Annotated in this window: 18 protein-coding genes; 8 read left to right on the top strand and 10 right to left on the bottom strand. The window is 70.7% G+C overall.

Annotated elements, in window-relative coordinates; genetic code table 11:
* Nucleotides 1–98: 98 nt before the first annotated feature.
* From AC1PZ7_RS10195 to petA, 3 genes are read right to left on the bottom strand one after another with little or no spacing between them, the layout of a single operon-like run.
* Entirely contained in the window at nucleotides 99–938 is an 840-nt protein-coding gene (locus AC1PZ7_RS10195) for a cytochrome c1 (RefSeq protein ID WP_482359351.1), read from the bottom strand.
* Between the two features lie 22 nt (nucleotides 939–960).
* A complete protein-coding gene (locus AC1PZ7_RS10190) occupies nucleotides 961–2,235 on the bottom strand; it encodes a cytochrome b (protein ID WP_482359350.1) in 1,275 nt (424 codons plus the stop codon).
* 24 nt (nucleotides 2,236–2,259) lie between these two features.
* Nucleotides 2,260–2,826: a ubiquinol-cytochrome c reductase iron-sulfur subunit gene (gene petA / locus AC1PZ7_RS10185; RefSeq protein ID WP_482359349.1), complete on the bottom strand. Its 567-nt coding sequence runs from the start codon at nucleotides 2,824–2,826 to the stop codon at nucleotides 2,260–2,262.
* 295 nt (nucleotides 2,827–3,121) lie between these two features.
* Here petA and AC1PZ7_RS10180 point away from each other — a divergent pair, with 295 nt between their 5' ends.
* Nucleotides 3,122–3,586 carry a tRNA (cytidine(34)-2'-O)-methyltransferase gene (locus tag AC1PZ7_RS10180; protein WP_482359348.1) on the top strand — a complete coding sequence of 155 codons (465 nt, stop codon included), beginning with the start codon at nucleotides 3,122–3,124 and terminating at the stop codon, nucleotides 3,584–3,586.
* 3 nt (nucleotides 3,587–3,589) lie between these two features.
* Here AC1PZ7_RS10180 and AC1PZ7_RS10175 read toward each other — a convergent pair whose 3' ends face one another.
* Nucleotides 3,590–5,452, bottom strand: a complete 1,863-nt coding sequence (locus AC1PZ7_RS10175) for an ABC transporter ATP-binding protein (RefSeq protein WP_482359347.1) — start codon at nucleotides 5,450–5,452, stop codon at nucleotides 3,590–3,592.
* Between the two features lie 130 nt (nucleotides 5,453–5,582).
* Here AC1PZ7_RS10175 and AC1PZ7_RS10170 point away from each other — a divergent pair, with 130 nt between their 5' ends.
* Nucleotides 5,583–6,278 (top strand): VIT1/CCC1 transporter family protein, encoded by a 696-nt coding sequence (locus AC1PZ7_RS10170; RefSeq protein WP_482359346.1) that lies wholly within the window; start codon nucleotides 5,583–5,585, stop codon nucleotides 6,276–6,278.
* A 102-nt stretch (nucleotides 6,279–6,380) separates the two neighbouring features.
* On the top strand, nucleotides 6,381–7,274 hold the full coding sequence (gene hemF / locus AC1PZ7_RS10165) for an oxygen-dependent coproporphyrinogen oxidase (RefSeq protein ID WP_482359345.1): 894 nt from the start codon (nucleotides 6,381–6,383) through the stop codon (nucleotides 7,272–7,274).
* 232 nt (nucleotides 7,275–7,506) lie between these two features.
* On the opposite strand, the gene AC1PZ7_RS10160 is transcribed toward hemF, so the two are convergent.
* The 5 genes from AC1PZ7_RS10160 to AC1PZ7_RS10140 form a co-directional block, all read right to left on the bottom strand.
* Entirely contained in the window at nucleotides 7,507–7,794 is a 288-nt protein-coding gene (locus AC1PZ7_RS10160; protein WP_482359612.1) for a GIY-YIG nuclease family protein, read from the bottom strand.
* A gap of 116 nt (nucleotides 7,795–7,910) precedes the next feature.
* The gene (locus tag AC1PZ7_RS10155) at nucleotides 7,911–9,143 is read right to left on the bottom strand and encodes a CCA tRNA nucleotidyltransferase (protein WP_482359344.1); all 1,233 of its coding nucleotides are present in this window, start codon (nucleotides 9,141–9,143) and stop codon (nucleotides 7,911–7,913) included.
* Nucleotides 9,140–9,400 (bottom strand): DUF6111 family protein, encoded by a 261-nt coding sequence (locus tag AC1PZ7_RS10150; RefSeq protein ID WP_482359343.1) that lies wholly within the window; start codon nucleotides 9,398–9,400, stop codon nucleotides 9,140–9,142. Before AC1PZ7_RS10150 ends, AC1PZ7_RS10155 begins: the two co-directional genes overlap by 4 nt.
* Entirely contained in the window at nucleotides 9,400–10,095 is a 696-nt protein-coding gene (locus AC1PZ7_RS10145) for a CoA pyrophosphatase (protein ID WP_482359342.1), read from the bottom strand. Before AC1PZ7_RS10145 ends, AC1PZ7_RS10150 begins: the two co-directional genes overlap by 1 nt.
* A complete protein-coding gene (locus AC1PZ7_RS10140) occupies nucleotides 10,092–10,679 on the bottom strand; it encodes a DUF1285 domain-containing protein (protein WP_482359341.1) in 588 nt (195 codons plus the stop codon). The genes AC1PZ7_RS10145 and AC1PZ7_RS10140 overlap by 4 nt, the downstream gene beginning before the upstream one ends.
* A gap of 257 nt (nucleotides 10,680–10,936) precedes the next feature.
* On the opposite strand from AC1PZ7_RS10140, the gene AC1PZ7_RS10135 reads away from it, so the two are divergent.
* The 5 genes from AC1PZ7_RS10135 to AC1PZ7_RS10115 all read left to right on the top strand — a co-directional run bounded on the left by AC1PZ7_RS10135 (nucleotide 10,937) and on the right by AC1PZ7_RS10115 (nucleotide 18,688).
* Nucleotides 10,937–11,947, top strand: coding sequence for an AAA family ATPase (locus AC1PZ7_RS10135; protein WP_482359340.1), 1,011 nt, complete (start codon nucleotides 10,937–10,939; stop codon nucleotides 11,945–11,947).
* 84 nt (nucleotides 11,948–12,031) lie between these two features.
* Nucleotides 12,032–12,976: a DUF58 domain-containing protein gene (locus AC1PZ7_RS10130; protein ID WP_482359339.1), complete on the top strand. Its 945-nt coding sequence runs from the start codon at nucleotides 12,032–12,034 to the stop codon at nucleotides 12,974–12,976.
* Between the two features lie 5 nt (nucleotides 12,977–12,981).
* Nucleotides 12,982–15,864 carry a DUF4159 domain-containing protein gene (locus tag AC1PZ7_RS10125; protein WP_482359611.1) on the top strand — a complete coding sequence of 961 codons (2,883 nt, stop codon included), beginning with the start codon at nucleotides 12,982–12,984 and terminating at the stop codon, nucleotides 15,862–15,864.
* A 160-nt stretch (nucleotides 15,865–16,024) separates the two neighbouring features.
* Nucleotides 16,025–18,097 (top strand): hypothetical protein, encoded by a 2,073-nt coding sequence (locus tag AC1PZ7_RS10120; RefSeq protein ID WP_482359338.1) that lies wholly within the window; start codon nucleotides 16,025–16,027, stop codon nucleotides 18,095–18,097.
* Between the two features lie 69 nt (nucleotides 18,098–18,166).
* Nucleotides 18,167–18,688 carry a dihydrofolate reductase family protein gene (locus tag AC1PZ7_RS10115; protein WP_482359337.1) on the top strand — a complete coding sequence of 174 codons (522 nt, stop codon included), beginning with the start codon at nucleotides 18,167–18,169 and terminating at the stop codon, nucleotides 18,686–18,688.
* A gap of 9 nt (nucleotides 18,689–18,697) precedes the next feature.
* Here the strand turns inward: AC1PZ7_RS10115 and AC1PZ7_RS10110 are convergent, their stop codons facing one another.
* Nucleotides 18,698–19,234 carry a GNAT family N-acetyltransferase gene (locus AC1PZ7_RS10110; RefSeq protein ID WP_482359336.1) on the bottom strand — a complete coding sequence of 179 codons (537 nt, stop codon included), beginning with the start codon at nucleotides 19,232–19,234 and terminating at the stop codon, nucleotides 18,698–18,700.
* Between the last annotated feature and the right edge of the window lie 173 nt (nucleotides 19,235–19,407).

Below are 19,407 nucleotides of genomic sequence, written 5' to 3'. Positions count from 1 at the left end.
CCTGTCGGACGTGTCAGTTCAGCCTACGCCGTCCCCAAAAGCAGAAGGGCCCCGTCAGGGGCCCTTCGCTTATCGGTATCCGGCGGGAGTGCGTGCACTCAGTGGTGGACGCTCTTCCACACCTTCTTCTTGGTGAAGTAGAGCAGGCCGGCGAAGACGATCAGGAAGATCATCACCTGGAAGCCGATGCGCTTGCGCGATTCGAGGTGCGGCTCGGCCACCCACATCATGAACGCGGTGACGTCGCGCGAATACTGGTCGAGCGTCTCCGGCGTGCCGTCCGTGTAGGTCACCTGCCCGTCCGAGATCGGCTGCGGCATCTTGATGGCGTGGCCGGGGAAGTAGGCGTTGTAATGCGCGCCCTCCGGCAGGGCGAAGCCTTCCGGAGGCTCGCCATAGCCGTTCAGCAGGGCGTGGATGTAGTCCGGCCCCTGTTCCTGATACTGCGTCACGATGTCGATCAGGAAGCCGGGGAAGCCCACTTCATAGGTGCGCGCCTTGGCCAGCGTCGAGAAGTCCGGCGGAAAGGCGCCGCCATTGGAGGCGCGCGCCGCCTGCTCGTTCGGGAACGGCGAGGGCCAGTGGTCGGACAGGCGGCCGGGACGATCGAACATGTCGCCGGCGTCGTTGGGCCCGTCCTGGATCTGGTAGCCCTCGGCCACCGCCTTGGCCTGCGCCTCGCTGAATTCCGGCCCGCCCGGCTGGGCGAGGTTGCGGAAGGCGAGGAGATGGGCCGAGTGGCAGGACGCGCAGACTTCCTTGAACACCTGGAAGCCGCGCTGCAGCTGCGCCCGGTCGTACCTGCCGAACGGGCCGGCGAAGCTCCAGTCCTCGCGGTGCGGCTTGGTCCCGCCCTCGGCGGCGAGCGCCGGGGCGGCAAGGCCGAGCACCAGGGAGGCGACGGCGAGCGGACGGAGAAGGGAGGAACGGAAGGACATGGCGATTTTCATGATGTTCCGCTCAACCCTTGGTCTGCGGCGCCGCGACGCCAGCCGATGCGGGCGCCCCGCCCTTCGACTTGCCGAGCACTGCCTCGGTGATGGAGGCCGGGATGGCCTTCGGCTTCTCGAACAGGCCGAGCAGCGGAAGGATGATCAGGAAGTGCGCGAAATAGTAGATCGTCAGGATGCGGCCGGCGATCACGTAACCGCCCTCCGCCGGCTTGGAGCCGAGCCAGCCGAGGCCGATGCAGACCGCGATCCAAATCCAGAAGAACTGCTTGAACAGCGGGCGGTAGACGCCCGAGCGCACCTTCGAGGTATCGAGCCACGGCACGAAGAACAGCACGATGATCGCGCCGAACATGGTGAGCACGCCGCCGAGCTTGTCCGGCACCGCGCGCAGCATGGCGTAGAACGGCAGGTAGTACCATTCCGGCACGATGTGGGCCGGCGTCACCAGCGGGTTGGCCGGGATGTAGTTGTCGGCGTGGCCGAGATAGTTCGGGATGTAGAACAGGAACCAGGCGAAGAAGATCAGGAAGCACACCATGCCGAACGCGTCCTTGATGGTCGCGTAGGGGGTGAAGGGCACGGTGTCCTTCGGGCTCTTCGGCTCGACGCCGGTCGGGTTGTTCTGGCCGACCACGTGCAGCGCCCAGACGTGCAGGACGACGACGCCCGCGATCATGAAGGGCAGCAGGTAGTGCAGCGAGAAGAAGCGGTTCAGCGTCGCGTTGTCGACCGAGAAGCCGCCCCACAGCCATTCGACGATGGTCGGGCCGACGAGGGGGAAGGCCGAGAACAGGTTGGTGATGACGGTGGCGCCCCAGAAGCTCATCTGGCCCCACGGCAGCACGTAGCCCATGAAGGCGGTGGCCATCATCAGGAGGTAGATGATGCAGCCGAGGATCCACAGCACTTCGCGCGGGGCCTTGTAGGACCCGTAATAGAGGCCGCGGAACATGTGGATGTACACCGCGATGAAGAACATCGAGGCGCCGTTCGAGTGGATGTAGCGGAGCAGCCAGCCGAAGCTGACGTCACGCATGATGTGCTCGACGGAATCGAAGGCCAGCGTCACATGCGGCGTGTAGTGCATCACCAGCACCACGCCCGACACGATCTGGCAGACCAGCATCAGCGACAGGATGCCGCCGAAGGTCCACCAGTAGTTCAGGTTGCGCGGCGTCGGGTAGGCGACGAAGGAGGAATGGATCAGGCCGACCAGCGGAAGCCGGCTCTCGAACCACTTGAGCGCCGGGTGCTTCGGCTCGAACGTGGAGTGTCCGCTCATCTGTCAGTATCCCTGAACGCCGGCTCAGCCGATGGAGATCTTCGTGTCGGACACGAAATTATAGGGCGGGATGGCCAGGTTTTCCGGCGCCGGGCCGCGGCGTACGCGGCCGGCCGAATCGTATTCGGAGCCATGGCAGGGGCAGAACCAGCCGTCATATTCGCCGGCATGGCCGATCGGCACGCAGCCCAGATGGGTGCAGATGCCGACCACCACCAGCCACTTCTCGCGACCATCGCCTTCGCCGGCGCGGTTCGCGTCGGTTGCCTCGGCGTCGGCCGGCAGATTGGCGTTGCGGGCCAGCGGATCGAGCAGCGCCGAGATCTGGGTTTCCTTGGCCTTGGCGATGTCCTCGGGGGTACGGTTCCACACGAAGACCGGCTTGCCGCGCCACTTCACGGTGACCATCTGCCCTTCGGCGACCTGTGACAGATCCACCTCGGTCGAGGACAGGGCGAGAACCGACGCGTCGGGCTGAAGCTGGGAGATGAAGGGCCACACGAGTGCTGCGGCGCCGACCGCGCCCATGGCGCCGGTCGCTATGTAGAGAAAGTCGCGGCGCGTGGTACCCGCCGTCTCGGTTGCTGCCACGATGGTTTCCTTTCCCCTCGAACCCGTGACCGCTGCCCCCGCCCAACCCGTTCCGGCTCGATGTCGAGCGCTCGCGCGAAACGGGCAGGCGGCCGCGTGGCACGCGGTCGACCCTACCTTCGAGTGCCTCTAATTGCATCGGAACCGCCCCTTGTCCAGATGAACGCAGTGCGGCAACCCGTCCTGCCCCCCGGCTGTCCACCTCCGCGGAGCGCCGGGCGGTCGCCTCGCCGCCGGCATCGCGCTAGGGAAGGCGCCGCAAGCTTTTCCAGAACGATCCCGAGAGAGTCCCGTCATGACGCTGGCACTCGCCCTCTACGAGCCGGACATCGCGCAGAACGCCGGCACGCTGGCGCGCGCAAGCGCCTGCCTCGGCGTGGCGCTGCACATCATCGAGCCGGCCGGCTTCCCGGTCGGCGACGCCGGATTCCGGCGGGCGGGGATGGATTATCTCGACCGCGCCGTCATCGTCCGCCACGCCAGCTTCGCCGCCTTCGAGGCGTGGCGCCGGGCCGAGGGCCGGCGGCTGGTGCTGGGCACCACGCGCGCGGCCGTCGCCTATACGCGCTTCGCCTTCGCGCCGGACGACGTGCTGCTGCTCGGCCGCGAGAGCGCCGGCGTGCCGGAAGCGGTGCATCAGGCGGCGGACGGGCGAATCGCCATCCCCCTCGTCGAAGGCACGCGCTCGCTCAACGTGGCGCTGGCCGGCGCGATGATGCTCGGCGAGGCGCTGCGCCAGACAAGCGGGTTCGCCGGCTGAGCCTCACTCCGCCGCCGCGTCCATCTCGTCGGCGTCGATGAAGCCGCCGGACTGGCGGTGCCAGAGCCTGGCATAGAGCCCGCCCCTGGCCACCAGCTCGGCATGGGTGCCGCTCTCCACGATGCGGCCATGCTCCATCACCACCAGCCGGTCCATGCGGGCGATGGTCGAGAGCCGGTGGGCGATGGCGATCACCGTCTTGCCCGCCATCAGCGCGTCCAGATTGGTCTGGATCGCCGCCTCGACCTCCGAATCGAGCGCCGAGGTCGCCTCGTCGAGCACGAGGATCGGCGCGTCCTTCAGCAGCACGCGGGCGATGGCGATGCGCTGGCGCTGGCCGCCGGAGAGCTTCACGCCGCGCTCGCCGACATGGGCGTCGAGGCCGGTGCGGCCCTGCGGGTCGGCCAGCGTCTCGATGAAGCCCTCGGTATGGGCGCGCTGCGCGGCCGTGCGGATGGCCTCCTCGGTGGCGTCGGGGCGGCCATAGGCGATGTTGTCGCGCACCGAACGGTGCATCAGCGAGGTGTCCTGCGTCACCACGCCGATCTGCGCGTGCAGCGAATCCTGCGTCACCGCGCTCACATCCTGGCCGTCGATCAGCACGCGCCCGGCTTCCGGGTCGTAGAAGCGCAGCAGCAGGCTCATCAGGGTCGACTTGCCGGCGCCCGACGGGCCGACCAGCCCGACCCGCTCGCCGGGACGGATGGCGAGGTTCAGATGGTCGATGACGCCCTCGCCGCGCCCGTAATGGAAGCTGACGTCCTCGAAGCGGATCTCTCCCGCCGTCACGGCCAGCGCCGGCGCGCCCGGGCGGTCCGTCACGTCGCGCCGCTTCGACAGGGTGGTGATCGCCTCCTGCACCGTGCCGACATTCTCGAACACACCGGTGACCACCCACATGATCCAGCCGGACATGTTGGTGATGCGGATGGCGAGGCCGGTGGAGAGCGCGATGGCGCCTAGATTGATCGCGCCGACCGACCACAGCCAGATTCCGAGCCCGCCGACGCCGCCGAGCATCAGGCTGTTCAAAACGCTCACCGTGAACGCCATGCGCGAGATGTGGCGCTGCTGGCGGCTGTTGTCGTCGATGTTGCGGGCCAGCGCCGAGCGGACATAGCGGTCCTCGCGGTCGGAATGGGCGAACAGCTTCACCGTGAGGATGTTGGTGTAGCTGTCCACCACGCGCCCGGTCAGCGCCGAATTGCTCTCGGCGGTGCGCTTCGACAGATGGCGGATCTTCGGCACGAACACGGTCAGCGCCAGCACATAGAAGGCGATCCACGCCACCATGGGAATGGCGAGGCGCCAGTCGGCCTCGGCGAAGAGCAGCACCGCGCTCACCGCATAGATGCCGGCGTACCAGAGCGCGTCGATCACCTCGACCACCGAGCCGCGCACGGCGGGGCCCGCCTGCAGCACACGGGTGGCGATGCGGCCGGCGAAATCATTGTTGAAGAAGCCGACGCTCTGGCGGATCACCCAGCGATAGGACTGCCAGCGAATCATCGGGCCGACCTTGGCGGTGATGCTCTGGCGCACCAGCAGGTCGTGCAGCAGGTTGGCGCAGGGCCGCGCGACCACCACGACGAACCCCATCCACAGCAGCAGCCCGCCATGGTCGGTGAAGATCGTCTCGGGAGACGACGACTGCACCAGGTCGACGATCTGGCCGATATAGCGGAACAGCGAGACCTCGATGACGGCGACGAGGAACGCCGCGCCGAGCGCCGCCACATAGACCCAGCCGGTCTGCCGCACGAAGTGCCAGTAGAACGCGAGAAGGTCCTCCGGCGGCCGCGCGACGGACGCCGGGTGGAAGGGATCGACGAACTTTTCGAACAGGGCAAAGATGCGCGCGAACATGGGGCGCCTTCTGCGCCACCGATGCGGCACCAGTGTGTCGAATCCCGCTGGAGCGCGAACTCCCGGATACCGGTATCATATGGCTGCAATGGAAATGTCCGAGGCTTGCCGCCTTGCAGAGGAGAAAGCCATGCGTCCGCGCCATGCCGAGAACCATTATGTCGACCGTGCCGGCTGGCTGCGCGCCGCCGTGCTCGGCGCCAATGACGGCATCCTGTCGACCGCCAGCCTGATCGTCGGCGTCGCCGCGGCGAATGCCGACCGCGACGCGGTGCTGCTGGCCGGTATCGCCGGCATGGTGGCCGGCGCCATGTCGATGGCGGCCGGCGAGTATGTCTCGGTCTCCTCGCAATCCGACACCGAGCGCGCCGACCTCGCCCGCGAGACCGCCGAGCTCAAGGCCGACCCGGCCGGCGAGCATGCGGAGCTGACGCAGATCTACATCTCGCGCGGCCTCGAACCGGCGCTCGCCGACCAGGTCGCCCGCCAGCTGATGGCGAAGGACGCGCTCGGCGCCCATGCGCGCGACGAACTCGGCATGAACGACATCACCGCGGCCCGTCCCGTGCAAGCCGCCCTGGCCTCCGCCGCGAGCTTCGCCGCCGGTGCCGCGCTGCCGCTCGTCACCGTGCTCGTCGCTCCGGTCGCGGGGCTGCCGATCACCGTCTCGGTCGCGGCGCTGGCCTTTCTCGCCGTGCTCGGGGTCGCCGGCGCCAAGGCCGGCGGTGCCGACATGCTGAAGGCCGCCACCCGCGTCACCTTCTGGGGCGCGCTGGCGATGGCGGCGACGGCGGCGATCGGCGCGCTGTCCGGGCAGGTCCTGTAAGCTGCTCCTGCCGGCGGGTCCCGTGAATCCCGGACTTCCGGCCGCCCGGCGGAGCGGCTAGAAGCGGCCTGCGCGCCGAGGGAACCCGCATCAGGAGCCGCCATGACCGTCGCCACCACCGCCGACATCGAGACCCGCAAGGCGATTGCCCGCGCCTGGTTCGAGGAACTGCGCGACCGCATCTGCGCCGCCTTCGAGAAGCTGGAAGACGAGGCCCCCGCCGCGCTCTACCCCGGCGCGCCCGGCCGGTTCGAGCGCACGCCGTGGGAGCGTACCGACCATTCCGGCGCGCCCGGCGGCGGCGGCATCATGTCGATCATGCGCGGCCGGCTGTTCGAGAAGGTCGGCGTGCACTGCTCGACCGTGCATGGCGCGTTCGCGCCGGAATTCCGCAAGCAGATTCCCGGCGCCGAGGAAGACCCGCGCTTCCACGCCACCGGCATCTCGCTCATCGCCCACATGGCCAACCCGCATGTGCCGGCCGTGCACATGAACACGCGCTTCGTCGTCACCACCAAGGCATGGTTCGGCGGCGGGGCGGACCTCACCCCGGTGCTGGAGGCGCGGCGCACGCAGGAAGACCCGGATTCGCTCGCCTTCCACGCCGCCATGCGCGGCGCCTGCGAGGGGCGCCCGCATATCGACTATGCCCGCTACAAGCAGTGGTGCGACGAGTATTTCTATCTGCCGCACCGCAAGGAGATGCGCGGCATTGGCGGCCTGTTCTACGACTGGCTGGACTCGGGCGACTGGAACGCCGACCTGCACTTCACCAAGGCGGTCGGCCTCGCCTTCCTCGACGTCTATCCGCGCCTCGTGCGGGCCAATATGGAAACCCCGTGGACCGAGGCCGAGCGCGAGGAACAGCTCATCCGCCGCGGCCGCTATGTCGAGTTCAACCTGCTCTACGACCGCGGCACGCTGTTCGGGCTGAAGACGGGGGGGAATGTGGACTCCATCCTCTCCTCCATGCCGCCGGTGGTGAAGTGGCCGTGAGGGGCCCAATGCCCTCATCCCCGGGCATGTCCCGGGGAGCCAGCCGTTACACCCTCAGACCAGATCGTCGTAAAGGTCGCGCCAGTCGGGGTTGTCGCGCTGCATCTGGGTGCCCGGGTCAAGCCCGGGCATGAGGAAAATGGGGTGGCGCCGCTCCGGATCCGCCCGTCCCCTAGCCTGCCCGCGCGCCCCTCATCCCCGGGCTTGTCCCGGGGACCCAGCCGTTCCACCCTCACACCAGATCGTCGTAAAGGTCGCGCCAATCGGGGTTGTCGCGCTCGATCAGGGCGAGCTTCCAGCGGCGCGGCCAGTGCTTGATGTTCTTCTCGCGCTGGATCGCGGCCACCGCCGTGTCATGGACTTCGGCGAAGACGAGGATCTTCACCGCATACCGGTCGGTGAACCCGCCAAACAACCCGATCCGGTGCTCGTGGATGCGCTTGGGCAAGTCGCGGGTGACGCCGACATAAAGCGTCCCGTTGCGCCGACTGGCCAGGATGTAGACCCAATGCGAACCCATGGCGCCCCCTGCCATGGCACCCCCGCTGGGTGCCCGGGTCAAGCCCGGGCATGAGGGAACCGCAAGTTGCCGTCCAGAACGCCCTCATTCCGGGACTCGACCCGGGGACCCGGCCCTCAACCCGCGCTGCCGCCTGCCCCCGCGATAATCCCCTCCAGCGCATCCGCCGCCATCGGGAATCCCGCCTCGATCCACGCCTCCTCGGCGCGTTTGAGGGCGGCGCCGAGCGCCGGGCCGGGGGCCATGCCGCGGGCGAGGAAATCGCCCGCCTTGAGCGGAAAAACCGGCAGCGGCCAGTCGGCGGCAATGGCGGCGAGCGCGCGCCAGCCCTCGTCGTCCAGCGGCGCGCCGGAGCGGGCGAAGGCGATCAGCGCGCGGTCCTGGAAGGCCTCGCGCCCCATGCGGTAGAGAAACGCCTTCTGCCCCTTCTCGCACATGCCCGGCGTCGGCGCCGGGCCGGCCAGCGCGGCGAGCCGGGAGGCCTCGGCATTGGACAGGCGCAGCCCCTCGCGCAAGGCGTCGGCCTCGGCCTCGGCGCGCTCGGACTGGCGCACGGCGAGCGCGCCGAGCCGGCGCACCGCGTCCGGCGCCAGTCCGAGCGCGGCCTCGATCGCGGCGAGGCGGGCGAACGTCGCGACATCCCCCGCCCGGCCGAGCACCGGCGCCAGCAGGCCGGCGGCGTCCATCTGCGCCAGCGTCCCGGCCGCGCGCGGGGCGATGAGGAGTTTCATCAGCTCGGCCCGCACCCGCTCGCGCGAGAGGCGGCGGAGCCCGTCGCGGTTGCGCATCGCCGCCGCCAGCGCGTGCGCGTCGAGCGCGCCGTTTCCATAGGCGGCGTGGAAGCGGAACAGCCGCAATATGCGCAGATAATCCTCGCGGATGCGGGTGTCGGGATCGCCGATGAAGCGCACGCGCCCGGCCAGTGCATCGTCCCTTCCGCCCACGAGGTCGACCAGTTCGCCGGTTCGGGTGAGGTAGAGCGCGTTCATGGTGAAATCGCGCCGCTGCGCGTCATGCGCCCAGCTCCGGCCGAAGACGACGCGGGCGCGGCGCCCGTCGGTCTCCACGTCCTCGCGCAGCGTCGTCACCTCATAGGGCTCGCCCTCCGCGACTACCGTCACCGTGCCGTGCTCGATGCCGGTCGGCACCGGCTTCAGCCCGGCGGCATGGGCGCGGCGCATCACCTCGTCGGGCGTTGCCGTGGTGGCGATGTCGATATCCGAGCGCACGCCGCGCCCGATCAGCCAGTCGCGCACCGCCCCGCCGACGATGCGCGCCTCCTCGCCGTCGCGGTCGAGCGCATCGAGCACGCGGGCAAGCCCGTGCCGGCCCTCGAAAAGCCGGTTCATTCGATGTGCCCCGGCACCATCACGCCGTCCTGCCAGCTCGGCGGCACGTAGCGGCCGGTGGTCGGGCCGCGCCCGGCGGCCTCGATGAAATAGAGGCTCAGCGCCACCAGCAGCACCGCCACCACGGCGCAGCCGACCAGCGCCCGCAGCGACCAGCCGGCGAACAGCGAATCGACCTTGCGCCCGTAGCGCAGATAGAGCGCGAAGGCGGCGAAGGGCAGCAGGAACAGGGCGATCTCGGCAAAGATGCGGACCATCAGGCGTACACCCTCTCGTAAAGGCTGCGCAGGATGCCGGCGGTAATGCCCCAGATGCGCCGCTTCTCATAGGTCATGGCGTGGAAGGTCCGCATCAGCCCCAGCCATTCGCGGCTCTCGCGCTGGTGGTTGTCCGGGCTCATCAGGAAGTCGAGCGGCACCTCGAAGGCTTCGTCCACCTCGTTCGGGTTCAGCGTCAGGCCGAATTCCGGCTGCACGATGCCGACCACCGGCACGATGCGGAAGCCGGTGCGCGAGAGATAGGCGTCGAGATAGCCGACCGGCGCGACGAGACGGCGCGCCAGCCCCACCTCCTCCTCCGCCTCGCGCAGCGCCGCGTCGAGCGGGCCGGCATCGCTCGGGTCGATCTTGCCGCCGGGAAAGGCGATCTGCGCGGCATGGCTCGACAGATGCGACGCGCGCAGCGTCAGCAGCACGGTCGGCCGCGCGCGGGCGATCACCGGCACCAGCACCGCCGCCCCGCGCGCCGGCAGACTGTCCATGACGGCGCGGAACTCCGGCGTCAGCTCGTGGTCCCCGCGCACCGGATCGCCCGTCAGGTCCGGTTCGGCGAGCAGGCGGGTACGGGCGCGGGCAAGGAAATCGTCGAGCGACAGCGACGGGGCTGGATTCGGCTCCTTCCGCTCCGGCGCGGCGGTCTCGAACGGGGCAGCGGTTTCAGGCACGGCGGTCATGGGCTCTCTTTCACTGTCTCGGCGGGCGCCAGCGTGAAGAACGCCCCGCCCGAGGCGACGCCGAACACGGCTCGCCCCGCCACGACCCGTTCCTCGGCCCGCTCGGCGAGGTCGAGGAAGACCGGCCGAGTCAGCCGGGCCCAGAGGCCGCGACGTACATAGAGATAGGGACGCGGCGCGCCATCCGCCCGTATGTCGACGCGCAGCGGATGTTCGGCGTCGCAGCGCACGAGGTCGTCGAGATTGGTGCGGAACACCAGGCCGGGGCCGGCGGCGGTTTCCTCCACCGCCATGTCGACGGCGAGGAACGGCGCGTCCTCTACCCGGATACCAAGCTTCTCCACCGGCGTGACCAGCACATGGCGCTCGCCCTCGCGCTTCAGCACCGAGGCGAACAGGCGCACCAGCGCCGGCCGGCGGATCGGCCGTCCCTCATGGTGCCACACGCCCTCGCGGTCGATGGCGATGTCGATTTCGCCACAATCGGGAGGATTCCAGCGCTCAACTGGGGGTAACGCCCGTCCAGGCCCGCTTCCCACCGCTCGCACCAATTCGTCAAATCGGCCGGAAGCCTCTGAACTCATGACAAAATCCGTGTCACACAGGTGCAATCGCGCAGTCGTGATCCCCCGCCCGATAGTCGACGTGGTTGCAGGATAGCGTAAGCTTGCCCTTTCGAAAGCCCATGTCGGCGCGCCTGTTCATACTCGGATGGTACGGGAGTGAGTGCATTGCAATGTAATTTGTTGCGATGCAACATGGTCGGCAGGGGTCGTTTTGGCATGGGTCGTCCGGACGCGTTTCGTCCAGATACGGGACTCGGGAATTGCAGGAGAACGGCATGACGTCCGCCACCGGCGAGAACTTCGAATCCCTCGACGACATGATCATCCGCTCGGCCGAGACGACGGCGGCCAATGTGCGCGCCGCCCGCGCCGGCATCGGCGCGGTCATCTTCGGCCAGGAGGCCGTCGTCGAGCGCACCCTGATCACCATCCTCTCCGGCGGCCACGGCCTGCTGGTCGGCGTGCCGGGCCTCGCCAAGACCAAGCTGGTGGAGACGCTCGGCGTGGTGCTCGGCCTCGATGCCCGCCGCGTGCAGTTCACCCCGGACCTCATGCCCTCCGACATTCTCGGCGCCGAGGTGCTGGAAGAGAGCGCCGGCGGCCGGCGCTCCTTCCGCTTCATCCCCGGCCCGGTCTTCGCCCAGTTGCTGATGGCGGACGAGATCAACCGCGCCAGCCCCCGCACCCAATCGGCGCTGCTGCAGTCGATGCAGGAAGGCCATGTCACGGTCGCCGGCGTGCGCCACGACCTGCCCAAGCCCTTCCATGTGCTGGCGACGCAGAACCCGCTGGAGCAGGAGGGCACCTATCCCCTCCCGGAGGCGCAGCTCGACCGCTTCCTGATGGAAATCGACGTCGACTATCCCGACCGCGACGCCGAGCGGAAGATCCTGTTCGACACCACCAGCGCCGAGGAAACCAAGCCCAAGGCGGTGATGACGGCCGACGAGCTTACCGCCGCCCAGCGGCTGGTGCGCCGCCTGCCGGTCGGCGAATCGGTGGTCGAGGCCATCCTCACTTTGGTGCGCTCGGCCCGTCCGGGCTCGGAGGCGGGCGATCTCTCCAGATTCATCTCCTGGGGTCCCGGCCCGCGCGCCTCGCAGTCGCTGATGCTGGCGGTGCGTGCGCGCGCCTTGCTGGACGGACGCTACGCGCCGTCGATCGACGACGTGGTGGCGCTGGCCGAGCCGGTCCTCAAGCACCGCATGGCGCTCACCTTCGCCGCGCGCGCCGATGGCGAGAGCGTGCCCGGCATCATCGCCAAGTTGGCCAAGCGCATCGGCTGAAGCCTTTTGTTTCAGCCGTTTGGCTGGTGGATTGCAGTGCCTGCGGCGCGTGCCGCGTGACGTTTGTGACGGAGACCGGAGCGGGTGGAGTTCGACGCTGACACGGCCGTGCGAAGCGCAGCGCAGGACGCGGCCGGCCTCGTGGCGGCCATGCCCCGGCTGGTGCTGGAGGCGCGCAGGATCGCGTCCAGCGTCCATCACGGGCTGCACGGGCGCCGCCGCGCCGGCACCGGCGAGAATTTCTGGCAGTACCGCCGCTTCAATGACGGCGAGCCCTCCGCCCGCGTCGACTGGCGCCGCTCGGCCCGCGACGACCATCTCTATGTCCGCGAGCGCGAATGGGAAGCCGCCCACACGGTGTGGATCTGGCCGGACCTGTCCACCTCCATGGTGTTCGCCTCGCCGCTGGTGTGGGAAACCAAGCGCGACCGCGCCCTGATCCTGGCCTTCGCCCTCGCCGAGCTCTTGGTGCGCGGCGGCGAGCGCGTCGGCATTCCCGGCGTCATGCGTCCTTCCGCCTCGCGCCGCATCGTCGAGAAGATGGCCGAGTCGCTGGTCCACGCGGCGCGCCTGCCGTCGAGCCTGCCGCCCGCCTTCTCGCCCTCGCCTCAGGCCGAGGTCGTGCTGCTGGGCGACCTGTGGAGCCCGACGCGCGAGGTGGTGGCGAGCCTGGCCGGGCTCTCCTCCTCCGGCGCGCATGGCCATGTGGTGCAGATCTGCGATCCCGCCGAGGAGACCTTCCCCTTCTCCGGGCGGGTCGAGTTCCGCGAGCCCGAAAGCGGCGCCACCCTCACCATCGGCCGTGCCGAGACGGTGCGCGCGGAATATGTCGCCCGCGTCGCCGCCCATCGCGCCGCCATCCGCCACGAGGCTGAGCGCCACATCTGGAGCTTCCTCATCCACCGCACCGACCGCCCGGCCAGCGAGCTGCTGCTGGCGCTGCATGCGCGCATGAGCGGCGGGCACGGCGCCGTGCCGCCGCTGGAAGGCGGCGCCCGCGCCCATGACGAAGCGGGGAGCACCCTATGACGGGTCTGTTCGGCCTGCCCCTCGCCTTCGCCACGCCGCTGCTGCTGACGGCCCTGGCCGGCCTGCCGCTGCTGTGGTTCCTGCTCCGGCTGGTGCCGCCGCGCCCGCGCCGTGTCGCCTTCGCGCCGACGCGCCTGCTGCTCGACATCCCGCCGAAGGAGGAGACCCCGGCGCGCACGCCGTGGTGGCTCACCGCGCTGCGCCTGCTGCTCGCCGCGATCATCATCCTGGCCGCCGCCGGACCGATCTGGAATCCGCCGGTCGCCGGCCCGGCCTCGTCCGGCCCGGTGGTGCTGCTCATCGATTCCGGCTGGCCGGCCGCCGCGAACTGGAGCGCCCGGCGCGCCAGCGCCGAGGGGGTGGTGGCGGACGCCGACCTCGAGGGGCGCGGCATCATCCTCATCCCGACCGGCGAACCGCCGCTCGAGCCGCGCGTGATGGCGCCCAACGAGGCGCGCGAGCGCCTGCGCACGCTCGACCCCGTGCCGCATGTGCCCGACCGCGCCCTCGCCGTCGCCAGCCTGCGCAAGGCGCTTGCCGCCGCGCCCGGCGCGACGGTGATCTATCTCTCCGACGGCGTCGCGCTCAACGAGACGCAGGGCGCCATGGCCGATATCGCCGCCGCCATCGGCGACCATCCGCTCACCACGCTGGCGGACGGCGTGGAGGAGCCGCTGGCACTCGCCGGCGCCGACAATGCGGTGGACGCGCTTACCGTCAAGGTGGTGCGCGCCGATCGCGACACGCTGCCGCGCGCCGGCACGGTGCGCGCCCTCGACATGCGCGGCCTGCCGCTCGGCGACGCGCCCTTCGGCTTCGAACCGGGCGCCAAGGAGACCGAGGCGCGTTTCGACCTGCCGGTGGAGATCCGCAACGAGGTCGCCCGCCTGGAAGTCGCCGGCGAGGCGTCCGCCGGCGCCGTCCAGCTGCTCGACAAGCGCTGGCGCCGGCGCACCGTCGGCGTGGTCTCCGGCGCCGCGGCCGACCAGCGTCAGCCGCTGCTCGCGCCCTCCTATTACCTCACCCGCGCGCTCGCGCCCTTCGCCGACATCCGCACCGCCGACGGCGCCTCGACCTCCGAGGCGGTGGACCGCTTCATCGACGGCAAGCTGCCCGTCATCATCCTCTCCGATGTCGGCACGCTGCAGCCGGAGACGCGCGCCCGCCTCACCCGCTGGATCGAGGGCGGCGGCGTGCTGATCCGCTTCGCCGGCCCCCGCCTCGCCAACGCCTCCGACGACCTCGTGCCCGTCACCCTGCGGCGCGGCGGGCGCGTGCTCGGCGGCTCGCTGTCCTGGGAGCAGCCGCAGTCGCTCGGCAGCTTCTCCGCCGAGGGCCCGTTCCGCGACGTGGCGGTGCCGGACGACGTCACCGTCCAGCGGCAGGTGCTGGCCGAGCCGGACGGGCTGCTCGCCTCGCGCACCTGGGCGACGCTGTCCGACGGCACGCCGCTCGTCACCGGCGAGCGGCGCGGCGCCGGCACGCTGGTGCTGTTCCACGTCACCGCCGACACCTCATGGTCGAACCTGCCGATCTCCGGCGCCTTCGTCGACATGCTGCGCCGCGTGGTGGCGCTCGGCGGCGCCAGCGCGGCGGAAGTCGCCGCCGACGGCTCGGTCGCGCCGGCGACGACCGGCGAGACCGTCGCCCCGAGCCGCCTGCTCGACGGCTTCGGCGCCTTCCGCCCGACCACGCCCACCGCCAAGGCGATTCCCGTCGGCTATGCCGGCCGTGCCAGCGCCGATCATCCGCCGGGCTTCTACGGTCCGCCGGAAGGGCTGGTGGCGGTCAACGCGCTGCTGCCGCGCGACCGGCTCGTCGCGCTCGACCTGTCCGGCCTCGGCCGGATCGAACCCTATCGCGACGCCGCCCCGCGCGACCTGCGCGCGCCGCTGCTGGTCGCGCTGCTCGCGCTCCTGCTCGTCGACGCCATGATCGTGTTCCTGCTCGCCGGCGGCTTCGCCCGCCTCACCGCCCGCCGCGCGGCCGGCGCCGCGACCCTGCTGCTCGCCCTCGGCCTCGCCGCCGCGCTGCCGGCCGGGCGCGCCGGCGCGCAGAGCGCCCCTCCGGCGCAAGTGCCGCCGGCGGCCACTGCGCCGCCCGCTGCCGCCGATACGCCGCTGACGCAGGCCGAGACCGACTTCGCCCTCCAGGCGACCAGCGCCACCCGCCTCGCCTATGTCGTCACCGGCGATGCCGAGACCGACGCCATCAGCCGCGCCGGGCTGAAGAGCCTGACGAACTTCCTCGGCGAGCGCACCGCGCTGGAGGCCGGCGAGCCGATGGGCGTCGACATTGCGCGCGACGAGCTGTCCTTCTTCCCGCTGCTCTACTGGCCCATCGTCCCGGGCGCGGCGCCGCCCAGCCCGGAAACGCTGGCGCGCATCGACGCCTTCATGAAGCAGGGCGGCACCATCGTCTTCGACACGCGCGACGCCGAGACCACCCTGCCCGGCTCGAACGGCGCCGGCTCGCCGGCCAACGACACGCTGCGCGCCCTGCTCGCCGGCCTCGACGTGCCCGAGCTGGAGCCCGTGCCGCGCGACCACGTCCTCACCAAGGCGTTCTATCTGCTGCGCGATTTCCCCGGCCGCTTCACCGGCGGCACCACCTGGGTGGAGGCGCTGCCCGGCCCGGAAGACGGCGAGGAGCGGCCCGCGCGTGCCGGCGACGGCGTCTCGCCGGTCATCATCACCTCCAACGACCTGGCCGGCGCCTGGGCGGTCGACGATTACGGCCAACCCATGCTGCCCGTCTCCGACGGCGGCCAGCGCCAGCGCGAACTGGCCTACCGGGCCGGGGCGAACCTCGTGATGTATGTCCTCACCGGCAACTACAAGGCCGACCAGGTCCACGTCCCGGCGCTGCTCGAGAGGCTCGGACAGTGAGGCGGGCTTGCGTTTTCCATAGCGCCGTCATCCTGAGGCGCGAGCGCAGCGAGCCTCGAAGGATGCTCACGCCCCGCGCCGCTGAGAGTGGCCATCCTTCGAGGCCCGGCTTTGCCGGGCACCTCAGGATGACGTCGCCCGAGAACAACGGACCGCCCGCATGAATCTCGGCCTCGCCTTCGATCCGCTCATCCCGCTGCCCTGGCTGATCGCTGCCGCCGTGCTGGCGGCGGCGGTGGCGCTGCTCGTCATCGTCTCGCGCACCCGCGGCTCGCTGCTGCGGGCGCTGGCCATCGCGCTCGCCGTGCTGGCGCTCGCCAATCCCTCGCTCACGCGGGAGGAGCGCGAGCCGCTCTCCACCGTGGTCGCCGTCGTCGTCGACCAGAGCGCCAGCCAGCAGTTCGGCGACCGCACGCAGATGACGCAGGCCGCCCGGGCGGAGCTGGACACCCGCCTCGCCCGGCTGAAGGAGCAGGGCGCCGAGATCCGCTTCATCGACGCGGGCGGCGGCGCCGGCGAGGTCGACGGCACCCGCCTGTTCACCGCGCTTTCCGCCGGCCTCGCCGACGTGCCGCCCGAGCGCGTGGCCGGCGCCGTCTTCATTACCGACGGACGCGTGCACGACATCCCCGCGACGATCGCCGCGCTCGGCTTCCGCGCGCCGGTGCACGCCATCGTCTCCGGCCATGAGGGCGAGCGCGACCGGCGCGTGGCGCTCACCGCGACGCCACGCTTCGGCATCGTCGGCCAGAAGCAGACCATCGGCTACCGCGTCGAGGACGAAGGCGCCCCGGCCGGCGCGCGCGTCTCCGTCACCGTGCGGCGCGACGGCGAGGTGGTGGCGCGCCCCATCGTCACCGCCGGCCAGCCGGCGAGTGTCGAGGTCGAGATCACCCATGCCGGCGCCAACATCGTCGAGATCGAGGCCGCCGGGCTCGACGGCGAGCTGACCCCGGTCAACAACCGCACGGCGGTCTCCATCGATGGCGTGCGCGACAAGCTGCGCGTGCTGCTGGTCTCCGGCGAGCCGCATGTCGGCGAGCGCACCTGGCGCAACCTGCTGAAGTCGGACGCCAATGTGGATCTCGTCCACTTCACCATCCTGCGCCCGCCGGAGAAGCAGGACGGCACGCCGATCAACGAGCTGTCGCTCATCGCCTTCCCGACGCGCGAGCTGTTCCAGCAGAAGATCAAGGATTTCGACCTGATCATCTTCGACCGCTACGCCCAGCAGGGCGTGCTGCCGATGATCTATTTCGACAACATCGTGCGCTATGTGGAGGAAGGCGGCGCGCTGCTCGTCGCCGCCGGCACCGACTACATCTCCGATGGTTCGGTTTATTACACCCCGCTCGACGCCATCCTGCCGGCCGCGCCGACCGGCACCATGACCGAGACGCCGTTCCGCGTTCACCTCACGCAGGCCGGCCAGCGCCACCCCGTCACCCGCGCCCTGCCCGGCTCGCAGAGCGAGCCGCCGGCCTGGTCGCGCTTCTTTCGCCTCGTCGACACCGACGGCGCGCGCGGCACCAGCGTGATGGACGGGCCGAACGGCAAGCCGGCCGTGCTGCTCGACCGCGTCGGCGAGGGCCGCGTGGCGCTGCTGCTGTCCGATCATTTCTGGCTGTGGGCGCGCGGCTACGAGGGCGGCGGCCCGCATATCGACCTGCTGCGCCGGCTCTCGCACTGGCTGATGAAGGAGCCGGACCTCGAGGAGGAACGCCTGCGCATGATCGCCCATGGCGGCGACATCGTGGTCGAGCGCCAGACCATGGGCGATACCGTCCCGCCGGTGACGATCACCACGCCGACCGGCGCCACCCGGCAGATCACGCTGGACCCGGCCGCGCCGGGCCTGTTCCGCGCCACCTTCGCCGCCGACACGCTCGGGCTGTGGCGGGCGAGCGACGGCACCCACACCGCACTGATCAATATCGGTCCGCTCAACCCGCGCGAGTTCGCCGAGGTTACCTCGACCACGCAGACCCTGCGCCCGGTCATCGAGGCGACCGGCGGCGGCGTCTGGCGCATGGCGGATCTGGCGGGCGGCGTGCCGCGCGTCATCGCGGTGCGCTCGGGCGAGCGTTTCGCCGGCGAGGACTGGATGGGCTTCGCCATGCGCGACGTCTCGGTGGTGCGCGGCCTCGGCCTGTTCCCGCTCTTCGCCGGCTTGTCCGGCCTGCTGCTCCTGCTCGCCGGCGTCGCCGCCGCCTGGGCGCGCGAGGGGCGCTAGAGCACCGCCCCTCGGCAGGCTCGCCGGACTGGGTCATGCTTCCGCTCCCTTCGAATCGGAGCGACACGCATGGGCACCATCCGTGGCTTCATCGCCGCCAGCCTCGACGGCTACATCGCCGACCGCGCGGGCGGCATTGAGTGGCTCACGCCGTTCGACGACGTGGATTCCGGTTATGCCGGCTTCATCGACGGCATCGAGACGGTGGTGCTCGGCCGGGCCACCTTCGACACGGTCGCCTCCTTCGGCGGCGCGTGGCCCTATGCCGGCAAGCGGGGCATCGTCGTCACCTCGTCGCCGCTGGCCGATGCCCCCAACGGCGTCGAGGCGTGGCACCAGGGCGTGCCGGCGCTGATCGCTCACCTGCGACCGCAGGCGGGCGACGTCTGGGTGATCGGCGGCGGCGGGCTGCAGGCCGCGTTCATCGCCGCCGACGCGCTCGACCGGCTCGACCTGTTCGTCATCCCGGTGCTGCTCGGCGGCGGCGTGCCGCTGTTCCCGCCGGACGCGACGCCGCCGCGCCGGCTCGGGCTCGAGGCTACGGAAAGCTACGCCAACGGCATGGTGCGGCTGCGCTACGCGCTGAGCTGACGGCCGGCCTCACGCCGCCGGCGCGTGACGGGAAAAATCCTTGCGCACCGCGCCGCGCACCTCGTCCATCGGGGTATCGGCGAGCGCGCAGACCAGCACGCGCGCCGGATCGACCGGGCCGGGCAGGGTCACCTGCCCGCGCGGCACGCGCTGGAAACCCATCCGCCCGTAATAGGGCTCGTCGCCGACCAGCAGCACCAGCCGGGCCGCGCCGGGATGATCGGTCACCGCCCGCGCCGCGTCGAGGCTGCGTTCCACCAGCCGCCGGCCGATGCCGTGCGAGCGGAAGGGCGGCTCCACGGTGAGCGGGCCGAGCAGTAGCGCCGGCCGATCGCCGATCTCGATCGGCGTCAGCCGCACCGAGCCGACGAGCATGGTGCCGATATAGGCGGTGAAGGAGAGGTCCCGCCGGTGCGGGTTGCTCTCGCGCAGCCGGTAGGCCGTGCGGGCGAAACGGCCCGGACCGAAGGTGCGCGCGACCAGCCGCTCGATCGCGGCGTCGTCGGAAGGATTTTCGGGCAGCAGGGAAATGGAAAGCTCGGTCATCGTGGCTCTCGGCGCTCAGACATCGACACGTCGCCGCGCCGAGCGTCCGCGCTCACGGCCGCCGGCGGGCAGAGACGAACAGGCACGCGCGCGCATCCGCGCGGCGGGCTCGCTCTTCTCGTCGTCGCTGGGCCGGCATCCGGATCATCGTGACCTTCCTCGATCGGAGGCGC

The organism is Ancylobacter sp. TW_SC_1 (assembly GCF_056836805.1).
Note: the sequence above shows the minus strand (reverse complement) of the source record. Positions and strands in the feature narration are given on the sequence as shown.

What these genes read in the sequence shown, in the direction of transcription:
- AC1PZ7_RS10195 (WP_482359351.1), bottom strand. Translation starts at nt 938, where the DNA reads ATGTCCTTCCGTTCCTCCCTTCTCCGTCCGCTCGCCGTCGCCTCCCTG.
- AC1PZ7_RS10190 (WP_482359350.1), bottom strand. Translation starts at nt 2,235, where the DNA reads ATGAGCGGACACTCCACGTTCGAGCCGAAGCACCCGGCGCTCAAGTGG.
- AC1PZ7_RS10180 (WP_482359348.1), top strand. Translation starts at nt 3,122, where the DNA reads ATGACGCTGGCACTCGCCCTCTACGAGCCGGACATCGCGCAGAACGCC.
- AC1PZ7_RS10175 (WP_482359347.1), bottom strand. Translation starts at nt 5,452, where the DNA reads ATGTTCGCGCGCATCTTTGCCCTGTTCGAAAAGTTCGTCGATCCCTTC.
- AC1PZ7_RS10170 (WP_482359346.1), top strand. Translation starts at nt 5,583, where the DNA reads ATGCGTCCGCGCCATGCCGAGAACCATTATGTCGACCGTGCCGGCTGG.
- hemF (WP_482359345.1), top strand. Translation starts at nt 6,381, where the DNA reads ATGACCGTCGCCACCACCGCCGACATCGAGACCCGCAAGGCGATTGCC.
- AC1PZ7_RS10160 (WP_482359612.1), bottom strand. Translation starts at nt 7,794, where the DNA reads ATGGGTTCGCATTGGGTCTACATCCTGGCCAGTCGGCGCAACGGGACG.
- AC1PZ7_RS10155 (WP_482359344.1), bottom strand. Translation starts at nt 9,143, where the DNA reads ATGAACCGGCTTTTCGAGGGCCGGCACGGGCTTGCCCGCGTGCTCGAT.
- AC1PZ7_RS10150 (WP_482359343.1), bottom strand. Translation starts at nt 9,400, where the DNA reads ATGGTCCGCATCTTTGCCGAGATCGCCCTGTTCCTGCTGCCCTTCGCC.
- AC1PZ7_RS10145 (WP_482359342.1), bottom strand. Translation starts at nt 10,095, where the DNA reads ATGACCGCCGTGCCTGAAACCGCTGCCCCGTTCGAGACCGCCGCGCCG.
- AC1PZ7_RS10140 (WP_482359341.1), bottom strand. Translation starts at nt 10,679, where the DNA reads ATGAGTTCAGAGGCTTCCGGCCGATTTGACGAATTGGTGCGAGCGGTG.
- AC1PZ7_RS10135 (WP_482359340.1), top strand. Translation starts at nt 10,937, where the DNA reads ATGACGTCCGCCACCGGCGAGAACTTCGAATCCCTCGACGACATGATC.
- AC1PZ7_RS10120 (WP_482359338.1), top strand. Translation starts at nt 16,025, where the DNA reads ATGAATCTCGGCCTCGCCTTCGATCCGCTCATCCCGCTGCCCTGGCTG.
- AC1PZ7_RS10115 (WP_482359337.1), top strand. Translation starts at nt 18,167, where the DNA reads ATGGGCACCATCCGTGGCTTCATCGCCGCCAGCCTCGACGGCTACATC.
- AC1PZ7_RS10110 (WP_482359336.1), bottom strand. Translation starts at nt 19,234, where the DNA reads ATGACCGAGCTTTCCATTTCCCTGCTGCCCGAAAATCCTTCCGACGAC.